Genomic DNA, 11993 nt, shown 5'->3' with positions numbered 1-11993 from the left:
TGCCTACAGCCTGAAATCTGGTTGACCTGCGGTGGGATGAACGGCAAGATAAGACTTACGAAATATTTCGAAAGAACGGAGCCATCCTTTGGCTATAAGCGCTCGGCCCGAAAAGACCACCCTGGCTGCCGTCGCCCTCCAGGTTGGGGTGTCTGCGCCGACAGTCTCCAAAGTGGTCAACGGGCGGGAAGATGTAGCGCCGCAAACCAGGGCGCGCATTCTGGCCGCCCTGGAACAGGCGGGGTATCAGTCGCCTTTGCAGCGACGGTCCGCAGCCCAGGCCAGCACGGTGGTGGAAGTGGTCATCGACGTGCTCGACTCTGCCTACACCGTTGAGGTTCTCAACGGGATACTTCAGCTGGCTGCAGCTGACGATGTTGAAATTCTGGTGAGCGTCACTGGACCGCCAACCTCAAAGGGGCACAGCCCGGAGCGTCGGGCCCAGCGGATCATCGACGAGGGCAGGGCCGGGATGATCGTGGTGACCTCCGCTTTCAGTGAGGTGCAACTGAATGCGTTCCGCCGCCGCCATATTCCCGTCGTCGTGATCGACCCGCTCAACCCGCCGCCGGCGGACGTTGTCAGCGTGGGAGCAACGAACTGGGCCGGCGGCAAGGCCGCCACAGAGCATCTGCTGAGCCTGGGTCACCGGCGCATCGCCTACATCGGCGGCATAGAGAAGGCCGAGTGCAACCAGGCGCGGCTGCACGGCTATATGGCCGCCCTGACGGCACAAGGCCTACAGGTGGATCCCCAGTACATCATTTCCGGCGGCAGGTTCCGCCGGGAGAGCGGAGTCGCCGGACTCAAGGCACTGCTGAGGCTTGATCAGCGCCCCACTGCCGTCTTTGCCGGAAGCGACAGCATCGCCCTGGGTGTGCTTGCTGAAGCAGGCCGCCACGGAGTGCGGATCCCGGCTGACATCAGCCTCATTGGCTTTGACGGAACCATTCAGGGTGAGCAGTCCATCCCGGCGATAACGTCCGTGGCCCAGCCGCTGGAGGAAATGGGGCGCGCAGCTTTGCGGTCCCTGCTCCGCCAGGCCCGCGGTGAGGTCCTGGACGCCTACCGCGTTGAGCTGGCCACACACGTGGTGGTCCGTGACTCCACAGCCGCCCCCGCTGTGGCTCCATAACGCCGGGGAAGCACTTTCTTGAAAGGAACGCCATGCCACCCATCGTCACGCCCAACGGACAGCTGATCACCCTCGAGGCAGGAGACTACAAGGCCACGATCGCCACCGCCGGCGCAGGCCTGGTGAGCCTGTCCTTTCAAGGCAAGGACATCATCCTGCCCTTCCCTGCGGACGAACTGCCACCCGCCTACGCGGGGAAGGTCCTGATGCCCTGGCCGAACCGCGTGAACGGCGGCGCCTACACCTTCACCGGGCAACGGTTTGAACTCCCGGTCAACGAGGCGGCGACCGGAAGTGCGCTGCACGGGCTTGCGCTCTGGGTTGAATGGCAGGTGGAACAATCCTCGGACGCTGAACTGGTACTCACGCACCTGCTCCATGGCGAGCCAGGCTATCCGTTTCAGCTGGCGCTCTCGGCACGCTACGCGCTGGACGCCCGCACGGGCCTGCACGTCGAACTTGGTGCGGCCAACTGCGGGACGGCGCCCGCGCCGTACGGCTGCGGCTCCCACCCCTACCTCACCGTGGGCTGCGAGGATATCTCCCACTGCGAACTGAGCTTCATGGCCGGCAAGGTGCTCCTGACAGATGAAAAGCTCCAGCCCGCTGACCTCCTGAAAACTTCGGACACGGACTTCGATTTCTCCGAGCCCCGGGTGCTGGCTTCCCAGTCGCTCGATCACGCGTTCACGGCCCTCCCTGGGGGCACATGGGACGTCACGCTGCGCAACCCCGCCCTGAAGCTGGCGGCAGTGCTGCAAGCCAGCGGAACCGACGCGCCCTGGGTGCAGCTCTACTCCGGGGAGCTGCGTGGCCGTAGGGGGCTGGCCGTTGAACCCATGACCTGTCCGCCTGACGCCTTTAACTCCGGCCAGGACCTTGTTGTCCTGGAATCCGGCCAGTCCCGTTCCCTTACCTTCCGGATCCACGCGGTGGAGGGTTAGCGCTGCTTTGGCTAAAGGGTGTGATTGGCGGGGAAAGGGAGGGTGCCGACGCTGGCAGGGTTTGCCAGAAACTGCGTGAAGGCCAGCTCAGCCGCCCCGAGCATCATCAGGTCCGTGCCCAGTTCTGCCCGGTAGATACGCACCTGGCTGGCTGGCCCGTCCAGGGCCTGGGACAGCAGTTGGTGTTCCAGAGCTCCGGGAGAGAGGGAGTGCAGGATGCCCAGGAACCCGTCGAGCACGATCGCTTCGGGGTTAAAGATGTTGACGGCGTTGCGCAAGGCGATCCCGAGGTAGTCAAGCTGGCGCGCCACTTCTTCTGCCACTTCGGCGTTGCTGCTTTTTCTGAGTGCCTCTTCCAGCTGGGCTGCGTCTCCGCCGGACAGCCCGGCGAGGTCGAAGAGCCGGGACTGCGAGACTTCGGTTTCAAGGCATCCGGTGGCGCCGCAATGGCAGGTGCCACCGGCTGTCCGGACAAAGGAGTGGCCGAGCTCTCCCGCGTAGCCTGAGGTGCCGCGCAGCAGCACGCCGTTGCAGATCACACCGCCGCCGATGCCGCTGGCGCCCCCGTTAAGGTAGATAAGGTTCTCGCGGCCGGCCCCGGCGCCGAAGATCAGCTCCGCCTCTGCCGCCATGGAGGCGTCGTTGGCGGCCTGGCAGGGGTAGCCGGTTGCCTCGCTGAGCATGCTGGCGACGGGCTCATCGCGCCAGCCCAGGTGCGGGGCATGCCGAACGACGCCGTCGGCACGGTTGACCAGCCCGGGCACGGCCATGCCAATGCCCGTTATCCGGTAGGACGCCTCAAGCTCGGTGCGCATGCCCTCAATGACGGCCGCTGCGATGTTAACGGCCTCTCTGGCTGTAGGAATCCGGTCCGTGGCAAAGCGGATCTTCTTTTGGACCTTGCCGCCGAGGCTCACCAGTCCGATGGTCACGGCGTCGATCTCGGGGTTGACGGCGATGGCAGCCGTGGAGGGGCTCGGGTGCACGTCGGGGCTGGGCCTGCCCACCTGGGCTCCGCCGGCGGGCGGCGTCTCGTAGACGAGTCCTAAGGCACCAAGTTGGCCGATCAGGGTTCCCACTGTTGACCGGTTGAGGCCGGTCATTCTGGTGAGCTGCGCCCGGCTGAGGACGCCGTGGTGGTGGACGAGGGAGGTGATCAAGGCCAGGTTGTTCCGCCTCGAGGGGTCCGGCTCGCCGTACGGGAGCGCCTGTGCAGAATCGGTGGACAGCGTGGATGCGGGGGAGGAGCGGGTTTTGGACGTCATTATCGGCTAATCATTTCCGAAGACAGTGCGGTTGAGGAATTCGTTGCGGAACTTGCCGGTGGGATCCATGCTGTCCGCCAAAGCAATGAAATCGTCCATGCGCGGGTACAGCGGCCGAACGGCGGCGGCCCGGGCATCAAAGACCTTCCCCCAGTGGGGCCGGGCTGCGAAGGGGGCGAGCTCTGCTTCGAGCAGGGGAAGCACAGCCTGGACGGCGGGCTGGTCCTGGCGCCAGGTGAAGTGCAGGCCGATGCCATCCCGGCCGTAATTCGGGCTCAGCCACAGCTCGTCTGCCGAGACTGTGCGGATTTCACCAACGAGCAGCAGCGGGGTTACCACGTCAGAGAGCTTCCTCATGGTTCGGATGGCGTCCGTGGCGTGCACGCGCGGGATCAGGTATTCACTTTGCAGTTCATCGCCCTTGCTCGGGGTGAATTCCATCCGGAAGTGGGCCAGCCTGTCAGACCAGGGCCCCGGAACGCCGAGCTGCTGCGTGCAGTTGCTGCCGGATACGCCGGGAAGTGGATGCCTTGCCTGGGTGGCGGGGATTGCCCCAAAAAATTCGGATGAGCCTCCGCCAGGCCGCAGATCGCCGGTACGGCTCTTGAGCCAGGCCTGCTGCACGGTGGTTCCGCTCCAGTCGGTGAACAGACTCACGCTGTACGCGGAAGCCGTCACCGCATCAAAGTTCTCCAGGACCTGATCCCAGTGGAGGCCTTCATGGACGGTTTGACTGACCTCGAACGTGGGTTCGATCTTCAGGGTGAGGCGGGTGACGATGCCCAACGCTCCCAGTCCCACCACCATGCCCTCGAAGTTGTCGTCCCCTTCGCGCGCCGAGAAGATGTTGCCGTCAGCGGTGACCATCTCCAGTCCTGCTACGGCGGTGGCCAGGTTGCCGTTGGCATCGCCAGAGCCGTGAGTCGCCGTCGCTACCGCCCCGGCGATCGAGATATGGGGGAGGGATGCCAGATTATGCAGCGCAAAACCGCGCCGGTTAAGTTCAGCTGCCAGGGTCCCGTACCGCGTCCCCGCACCGACGCTCACCGTCATGTTCAGCGGGTCCACGGTAATGTCTTCGGCCACACGGTCGAGGACCGCCAACGTTCCCCTGGTGTCCGCGATGTCGTTGAACGAATGGCGGGATCCCAAGGCCCGGACACGGTCTGCACGCAGGACCAGCTCCTGCAGCTCCTGCACGCTGGCCGGATGGGCAATCACGGGAGCCCGGTAAGTGTGGTTGCCGGCCCAGTTACGTTCGGTCACTAGCTGCTGCATCGGGGCTCTCGTCCTTCGTCTTCGCCGTCACGGCGCCATTTGGTGTGATGCCAAACATAACAGCGCGGCGGCTTAGATGCTACGGAGAGTCCGGAGCGCGAGTAGGAAATAAGTGCTTGACATCACAGACAGAACGAATATGTTTGTTATCGAAACATATTCGTATCGGGACACCCGACGCGTTCTTCCCCCAAGGACCAGCCCCTTACCATCGGAGCATTCAATGACGATTCAGCCCACGCGTGAAGACAAATTTTCCTTCGGTCTCTGGACCGTGGGCTGGGAGGCCCAGGACCAGTTCGGGTCAGCCACCCGGCCGCCGCTGGATACAGTCGAAGCCGTCAACCGGCTCAGCGACCTCGGCGCCTACGGCCTGACCTTCCACGACAACGATCTCTTCCCCTTCGGGTGCTCGGCCGGCGAGCGCCAGCGGGAGATCGACCGTCTGACGGGTGCCCTCAAAGCCACCGGAATGGTTGTTCCAATGGTCACCACCAACCTGTTCAGCCACCCTGTCTTCAAGGACGGAGGCTTTACCAGCAACGACCGCGGCGTGCGCCGCTTCGCGCTGCGCAAGGTCTTGGAGAACATCGACCTGGCAGCCGAGCTAGGCGCCGAGACGTTTGTGATGTGGGGCGGCCGTGAAGGCAGCGAGTACGACGCCGCCAAGGACATCCGCGGCGCGCTCGAACGCTACCGCGAGGCCGTGAACCTGCTCGGCGACTATGTCACCGACAAGGGATACAACATCAGGTTCGCCATCGAGCCGAAGCCGAACGAACCCCGCGGCGACATCCTCCTTCCCACCCTGGGTCACGCCATGGCCTTCATCGAGACGCTGGAACGTCCGGAACTCGTGGGCATCAACCCGGAAACCGGCCATGAGCAGATGGCGGGGCTGAACTTCACCCACGGCATTGCCCAGGCCCTGTACCAGGGCAAGCTGTTCCACATCGACCTCAACGGCCAGCGCAGCATCAAATTCGACCAGGACCTGGTCTTCGGCCACGGCGACCTGCAGAACGCCTTCTCGCTCGTGGACCTCCTGGAAAACGGCGGCCCCGACGGCGGCCCGGCCTATGACGGACCGCGCCACTTCGACTACAAGCCCAGCCGCACCGAAGATATCAACGGCGTATGGGATTCCGCCGCGGCGAACATGCAGACGTACCTGCTCCTCAAGGAGCGCGCCAAGGCCTTCCGGGCAGACCCGGAGGTGCAGGCGGCCCTTGAGGCGTCCCGGGTTTCCGAGATCAACCAGCCCACCCTTAACCCGGGCGAAGGTTACGAGCAGCTGCTCGCGGACAAGTCCGCTTACGAAGAGTTCGACGCCGATGCCTACTTCGGTGGGAAAGGCTTCGGTTTTGTGAAGCTCCAGCAGCTCTTCATCGAGCACCTGCTCGGGGCACGCTAATCCCATGACTCTGGTTGCCGGGGTGGATTCCTCAACCCAAAGCTGTAAGGTCCTCATCGCCAATGCCGAGACCGGCGCCACCGTCCGCGAAGGACGTGCCGGGCACCCTGACGGCACCGAGGTCCATCCGGACCATTGGTGGCGGGCTTTGACGGAGGCCATTGACGACGCCGGCGGGCTGGGCGACGTCAGTGCCGTCTCCATCGCGGGCCAGCAGCACGGAATGGTGCTGCTGGACCGGGAGGGCGCTGTTCTCCGCCCGGCGCTGTTGTGGAACGACACCAGGTCTGCCGGAGCCGCGGCCCAGCTGATCGCCGAGGTGGGCGAGAAGGAGTACGCCCTGCGGACAGGCCTGGTGCCCGTGGCTTCCTTTACAGCCACCAAGGTCAGGTGGGTCAGGGACAATGAACCGGAAATTGCAGCGAAGGTTGCCGCCGTGGCGCTGCCGCATGACTGGCTGACGTGGCGTCTGCGCGGCTTTGGTCCTGCAGGATCCAGCCCCTTGGGCCCTGATCTTGAGCAGCTGACCACAGACCGGTCCGATGCCAGCGGCACAGGCTATTGGAGCCCGGAATCGGGCGCCTATGACCTGGAGCTGTTCGAGCTGGCCTTGGGACGGGAAGCCCGTGAAGCTGGGAGTCCTGAAGGGCCTGGCAGCATCGTTGTCCTGCCGCGTGTTCTTGGTCCCGGCGACACGGCGGGGGAGGTTCACCCGGCTTGCTTCACGGAAAAAGGCGAGGGATCGTCCGGGGCTGGCCTGGGCGCCGGTGCTGCAGGCGGGGGAATTGCCGTTGGCGTCGGAGCCGGCGACAACGCGGGAGCTGCCCTCGGACTGGACATCGGCCCCGGGGACATCGTGGTCTCGGTGGGAACCAGCGGCACGGTCTTTGCGGTCACTTCCGATCCCTGCATGGACGCCACCGGCACCGTTGCGGGGTTCGCCGACGCGGGCGGAGGCTATCTTCCCATTGCGGTGACGCTGAACGCGGCCAGGGTCCTTAGCTCCATGGCCGGCCTGCTGGACGTCGATTTCGACGGCCTGGCCAAGCTGGCGCTGGACGCGGAGCCCGGCGCCGGGGGAGTGGTGCTGGTGCCCTATTTCGAGGGTGAACGTACGCCCAATCTGCCGCAGGCGAAAGCAAGCCTGCACAACCTCAGCATCGCATCCACCACCCGCAGCAACATCGCCCGGGCGGCTGTTGAAGGCATGCTGTGCGGACTGTCCGGAGGAATGAACGCGCTGCGTGAACTGGGAGTGCCGGCACGTCGGCTGCTGCTGATCGGCGGCGCGGTGCAGAACCCGGCCGTGCAGAAAATTGCGGCGCAGGTCTTTGACCTTCCGGTGGTGATCCCCAGCCCCGGCGAGTACGTCGCGCGGGGGGCGGCAGTGCAGGCGGCCTGGACCCTCACCGGTAAGCGGCCCCAGTGGCCGGTTGCCATGAACAGCACGCCAAAGCCGGACTTCCAGCCGCTCATCGGCGTGAACTACCAGAGCGCGAGCGGCCGCATTCACCCCGGTGGCTGAGGTCCGGGCGTCGCCGGCAAACCGTGCGCGCCGGGACTTCGGTCATTGACGGTCCCAAACCGACCGGCCACCATTGGGCTAAGGGAGCGAGGGAATTACCATGACCGTTGCCGAAATCCAGGTGGACCAGCGCGTGATCGGGATCGACTCGCGGCGCTTCGCCTCGGTGGAAAAAGCGTTGGTGGAGCTGATCACCAACAGTGACGACAGCTACGCCCGGTTGGAAAAGGCCGGTGCACGAGTGACCGGCCGGATCCGCGTCGGCTGCGAGCGCCACCTCGCGGGGGCAGTCCTGATGGTCAGCGACCAGGCGGAGGGCATGTCCTTCCAACAGGCCGGGCGCATCCTCAGCTACGGCGGTGCGCACAGCCCGCTCTCCCGCGGCGAGGGCGCCGGCCGCGGGTACTTCGGTCGCGGCCTCAAGCAGGCCATCTTCGGCCTGGGGCACGGCTGGATCGAGACCATCCTGAACGGCCGGTTCACCCGCATCGACGTCTTCCGCGGCGAGAACGGCGGCTACCTTTACGACGACGACGGCGCGGACCGCCGCGCGTTCCCCGCGGATTACGCCCGGCTCGGGATCGCCGCCGATGGGCAGGGCACCCGGGTGACGAGCGTCGTCGACAATCCGCATGTCACCATCACCCAGCACGCCACCTTGCTGCAGTCGCTCTCGGACAACATCTACCTGCGGGATGTGTTGGCCCGACGCGACGTGGAGCTGGTGCATGGACGCCCCGGCGCCGAGGACTACGGCAGCGAAAGCATCCTCTTCCAGGAGCCGCCGGCCACCGTGCTCGTCGGCCCCGATCAGCCCGGCAGCTTCAGCGTTGACGGCGAGGAGTATCCGTTCACGGTCACGCTCAAACGTGCCCAGGGTGTGGAACTGACGCTCAGGGGCGACGAACGCACCGCCGGCCTGGTGGTGGAATCGGGCATGGCCGTGCTCGACTGCCAGCTGTTCGAGTACGAGAACCAGGTGGGCACGGAATACCTCTTCGGCACCGTACGGTGTGCGGCACTGACTGAGATGCTGGGCCGCGGCAAGGCGATCATCAGCGACGAGCGGGAGGGCCTGAATCTCAAGGACCCCTTCGTGGCGGCATTCTCCCGGGCCGTCGGCCGGATGATCGCCGGTCCGGTGCAGGCCGAGAAGGAGAAGCTCATGCACCTGGAACGCGCCACCACCTCCGGGCGAACAGCCGAGATGATCGAACATCTGTTGCAGCACATGAGCGAGGCGGCCGTCGTCGACCTGGGGCTGGAGACGGCGCCGGCGCTCCTGAACAGGGACGGCACGACGGCGGCCGAGGACCTACCCGCGGCGCTGCGGTTCACCACGCCGTTCTACTACCGCCCGCCGGGGCACCCGTTCCACATTGCGCTGCTGCTGGACCCGGGTCAGTTGCCCGACGGCGGGACGCTCACCTTCGAAATGGGCCTGCCTGGCTCGCTGCGGATTGAACCCGTGCCTGCCCCGGTCACGATCAATGCGCTGGGGGAGACACGGCGGCTCGAGTGGACCGTGACCGGGGGACAGCCAGGCGACCGGGGCGAGATCACCGTCCGGGCCGGCGACTACTGGGCGCTCTGCGAAATCGTCATCGCCGAACACGCCTCCCGCCGCAGCGCCGACCAACCGCCGCACCACGCCATCGCCAACGCCAACGCAACCCCGGCCCCGGCGCACCGCGAGGTCCACCGCGCGAGCCGGGACCACGGCGTCGACCTCTTGACCGGCTATGACTTCCGCAATCTGCACAACAGCGCCGACCGTGCCGTTTATAACGCGGGGGAGCGCAAGGTCATCATCAACACCGCCGCGCCCACGGTCCAGCTCTACGTTGACGGCCGTGGCCGCTTCCGGGATTCCGCCCGGCTGCTGCTGGCCGAGCTGTTCCTGGACGTGATCTCCGACGAGCTGGCCAGGCGGCGGGTGGAACAGCGGGGCCATGCCGCCGACCTCGAGGCCTTCCAGGCAGCCAAGCGGGACATCATCCGACGCTACGGCAGCGACATCCACCGCACGTTTCTGGGGTGAAGCGCCTGCGCACACCCGTTCCGGACCTCACGGCACCTGCAGCACGCCGACAGCCGCCACCAAATACGGCATCGGATCCGGGTCGGTACCCGCGGCCCACCGCATCCAGGCTTCAAACGTCGCCCCGAGATACGCCGCACACAGGTACCCGGCAACGTCCTCGCCAACTCCTGCCGCAACCAGATATGCCCGCGCCCGCTCGCGCTGCGGCGCCAGGGATTCGTAACTTCGGCTGGCCAGTTCGGGGTGCTCGGCGATCAGCCGCAGGCGCCCGCGCGTCACGGACAAATCCGGAATGGCAGCGACCCCCGCAACAGCCGCCGCGCGCAGCCCCGCCAGCACGCCGCCGTCGGACGCGCCACCAGCGCTCGCCGACTCGAGAACCCGGCCCGACGCGTCGACCACCGGCTCCATCCCGCCCCAGATGAGCTCGGCCTTGCTTGAGAAGTAGCGGTACAGGCTCTTGCGCCCGATTCCCGCCTCGCGCGCGATGTCCTCCATGGAGGTCTGCTCGTAGCCGCGCTCGGCGAACAGCCGCAGCGCGAGGGCGGCGACGGCGTCGGGGTCAATCGTGACCGGACGCCCGGCGGGCCGCGGAACGGGGGTCGTTGCGGCTTCAAAAGGCATCCCGGCAGTATTCACCCTTACATAATGACACAGCGTGTCATAAGGTGGATTCCACCCCAATAGGCAACGTCTGGAAGGACAACATGGGCAACGAAGCTTCATGGCAGGAAGTCACCACCAACGGCCGGTTTGCCGGCAAGACGGTCATCGTCACGGGCGCCGGTTCGGGCATCGGCCAGGCCACGGCCCTGCGCGTTGCCAAGGAAGGCGGCCGCGTCATCGCCGCGGACATCAGCAAGGAACGCCTCGACGCCCTCGTGGAAGAGAACGCCGGGCTGGACCTCGTCCCGGTGGCCGGTGACATTTCCACCGAAGAGACGGTGGCGGCCGTCGTCGCTGCCGCCGGCGGTCGCGTGGACGCCCTGGCTAACGTTGCCGGCATCATGGACAAGTTCGCTCCGATTCACGACGTTGACGATGAGACCTGGGACCGGGTCTTCCGGATCAACGTCACCGCCCTCATGCGCCTCACCCGCGCCGTGGTGCCGCTGATGCTCGACGCAGGCACGGGCTCCGTGGTCAACGTCGCCTCCGAGGCGGGTCTGCGCGGTTCGGCCGCCGGAGCTGCCTACACCGCGTCCAAGCACGCCGTGGTTGGCCTGACCAAGAACTCGGCCGTGATGTACGGGCCCAAGGGGCTGCGCTTCAATGCCGTGGCTCCGGGTGCCACGATCACCAACATTGTTGCCGACTGGGGATCGCAGCTGGCTGCCGAACGCCTCGGTCCGCTGATGCAGGCCAACATCCCCGCGCCCGCCACCGCCGCTCAGCTCGCAGCGTCCATCACGTTCCTGCTTAGCGACGACGGCACCAACGTCAACGGCGCCATTCTCGCGTCCGACGGCGGCTGGTCGGCGCTGTAGGGGAGTGGCACCAAAGGTAGGCCGGACGACGGCGGGACCTCCCGCCGTCGTCCGCTCACCGCGCTCGGCACAGCCCCCCAGTTGCAAATTCTCATTGTGGTGGCTGCCCAACTGCGCCACCATGATCGTATGGACGCTGAAACACCCCAATCGGTGGAGCTGAATCTTCCCCAGGCCTTCCTGCTTCTGGCCACAAACGACAAAGACGGCAAACCTGCAGTGCCGGTGTTTGCCCTCAGGACCACGGTGGCTGGAGCAATATTGGCCGAGCTGGATCTGCTGGGCGCGATTGAGCTGCAGGGAAAGCACGTCAGGGTCACCGGTGCGGCCCCGAACACGGACTTCCAGCACGAGTTGGACCTCATCCGTGACAAATCCCGGCCCCACACTCCCAAGACGTGGGTCTCCATGCTGGAGGGCCGAGCCGAAGTGCATCGGGTCTATGAGGGGCTGGCGTCACTGGGCATCGTGGAACACGTCGGGGAAAAGCACCTTGGCCGGTTCCGGGCCGCGCGGTACCCGGAGAAGGACCACGCTCCGGAGGCGGCGCTCCTGGAAAAGATTCGAGCCGCCCTCACCGGCGCCCCGTCTGATCTTGAGGCGCCGGATACTACGGCGACCGATGGTGCGCCAACCGATGGTGCGCCGGCCGATGCAGGGACCTCTGCCGCCGGTGCTGCCGGCGCCAAGCCCGGTACCAAGGCGCCCGATCCGAGGACCATAGTGCTGATCGCTCTGCTTCAGGCGGCCGGACAACTCGGCAAGCTCTTCCCCTCAGCAGATCTAACCCGGGCGGATGAGCTGGCCAAGGACTACTGGCCGTCCCGCGCCGTGGAGGACGAACTTCGCATGATCAGGCTGGCGGAGCAGGAAGCCGCAAATTTGTGATCCTGCCCGGGAT

At 66.0% G+C, this 11993-nt stretch carries 10 protein-coding genes; 7 read left to right on the top strand and 3 right to left on the bottom strand.

Annotation, left to right across the window (positions count from 1 at the left end; translation table 11 throughout):
• Positions 1 to 88: 88 nt before the first annotated feature.
• Entirely contained in the window at positions 89 to 1135 is a 1047-nt protein-coding gene (locus AC1MCD_RS17325) for a LacI family DNA-binding transcriptional regulator (RefSeq protein WP_498673660.1), read from the top strand.
• A 32-nt stretch (positions 1136 to 1167) separates the two neighbouring features.
• Positions 1168 to 2079, top strand: a complete 912-nt coding sequence (locus AC1MCD_RS17320) for an aldose-1-epimerase (protein WP_498673658.1) — start codon at positions 1168 to 1170, stop codon at positions 2077 to 2079.
• An 11-nt stretch (positions 2080 to 2090) separates the two neighbouring features.
• Here the strand turns inward: AC1MCD_RS17320 and AC1MCD_RS17315 are convergent, their stop codons facing one another.
• On the bottom strand, positions 2091 to 3344 hold the full coding sequence (locus AC1MCD_RS17315) for an ROK family protein (RefSeq protein WP_498673655.1): 1254 nt from the start codon (positions 3342 to 3344) through the stop codon (positions 2091 to 2093).
• Positions 3345 to 3350: 6 nt separating this feature from the next.
• Positions 3351 to 4622 carry an FAD-binding protein gene (locus AC1MCD_RS17310; protein WP_498673654.1) on the bottom strand — a complete coding sequence of 424 codons (1272 nt, stop codon included), beginning with the start codon at positions 4620 to 4622 and terminating at the stop codon, positions 3351 to 3353.
• A gap of 223 nt (positions 4623 to 4845) precedes the next feature.
• Here AC1MCD_RS17310 and xylA point away from each other — a divergent pair, with 223 nt between their 5' ends.
• The 3 genes from xylA (at position 4846) to AC1MCD_RS17295 (ending at position 9602) form a co-directional block, all read left to right on the top strand.
• Positions 4846 to 6036, top strand: a complete 1191-nt coding sequence (gene xylA, locus AC1MCD_RS17305; protein ID WP_498673652.1) for a xylose isomerase — start codon at positions 4846 to 4848, stop codon at positions 6034 to 6036.
• A 4-nt stretch (positions 6037 to 6040) separates the two neighbouring features.
• Positions 6041 to 7561, top strand: coding sequence for a xylulokinase (locus AC1MCD_RS17300; RefSeq protein WP_498673650.1), 1521 nt, complete (start codon positions 6041 to 6043; stop codon positions 7559 to 7561).
• Positions 7562 to 7661: 100 nt separating this feature from the next.
• Positions 7662 to 9602 (top strand): ATP-binding protein, encoded by a 1941-nt coding sequence (locus tag AC1MCD_RS17295; protein ID WP_498673647.1) that lies wholly within the window; start codon positions 7662 to 7664, stop codon positions 9600 to 9602.
• A gap of 27 nt (positions 9603 to 9629) precedes the next feature.
• Here AC1MCD_RS17295 and AC1MCD_RS17290 read toward each other — a convergent pair whose 3' ends face one another.
• On the bottom strand, positions 9630 to 10229 hold the full coding sequence (locus tag AC1MCD_RS17290) for a TetR/AcrR family transcriptional regulator (protein ID WP_498673645.1): 600 nt from the start codon (positions 10227 to 10229) through the stop codon (positions 9630 to 9632).
• Between the two features lie 83 nt (positions 10230 to 10312).
• Between AC1MCD_RS17290 and AC1MCD_RS17285 the strand changes: the two genes are divergently transcribed.
• Complete coding sequence (locus AC1MCD_RS17285; protein WP_498678396.1) at positions 10313 to 11092, top strand: SDR family NAD(P)-dependent oxidoreductase; 780 nt, start codon at positions 10313 to 10315, stop codon at positions 11090 to 11092.
• A gap of 129 nt (positions 11093 to 11221) precedes the next feature.
• On the top strand, positions 11222 to 11980 hold the full coding sequence (locus AC1MCD_RS17280; protein WP_498673643.1) for a GOLPH3/VPS74 family protein: 759 nt from the start codon (positions 11222 to 11224) through the stop codon (positions 11978 to 11980).
• Positions 11981 to 11993 lie beyond the last annotated feature (13 nt).

The sequence above is a fragment of the Arthrobacter sp. BF1 genome (genome assembly GCF_056680215.1).
The sequence above is the reverse complement of the archived record's forward strand: the minus strand, read 5'-3'. Positions and strand labels throughout refer to the sequence as shown.

Coding starts and splice junctions, on each gene's coding strand:
- AC1MCD_RS17320 (WP_498673658.1), top strand. CDS start 1,168: ATGCCACCCATCGTCACGCCCAACGGACAGCTGATCACCCTCGAGGCA.
- AC1MCD_RS17315 (WP_498673655.1), bottom strand. CDS start 3,344: ATGACGTCCAAAACCCGCTCCTCCCCCGCATCCACGCTGTCCACCGAT.
- AC1MCD_RS17310 (WP_498673654.1), bottom strand. CDS start 4,622: ATGCAGCAGCTAGTGACCGAACGTAACTGGGCCGGCAACCACACTTAC.
- xylA (WP_498673652.1), top strand. CDS start 4,846: ATGACGATTCAGCCCACGCGTGAAGACAAATTTTCCTTCGGTCTCTGG.
- AC1MCD_RS17300 (WP_498673650.1), top strand. CDS start 6,041: ATGACTCTGGTTGCCGGGGTGGATTCCTCAACCCAAAGCTGTAAGGTC.
- AC1MCD_RS17295 (WP_498673647.1), top strand. CDS start 7,662: ATGACCGTTGCCGAAATCCAGGTGGACCAGCGCGTGATCGGGATCGAC.
- AC1MCD_RS17290 (WP_498673645.1), bottom strand. CDS start 10,229: ATGCCTTTTGAAGCCGCAACGACCCCCGTTCCGCGGCCCGCCGGGCGT.
- AC1MCD_RS17285 (WP_498678396.1), top strand. CDS start 10,313: ATGGGCAACGAAGCTTCATGGCAGGAAGTCACCACCAACGGCCGGTTT.
- AC1MCD_RS17280 (WP_498673643.1), top strand. CDS start 11,222: ATGGACGCTGAAACACCCCAATCGGTGGAGCTGAATCTTCCCCAGGCC.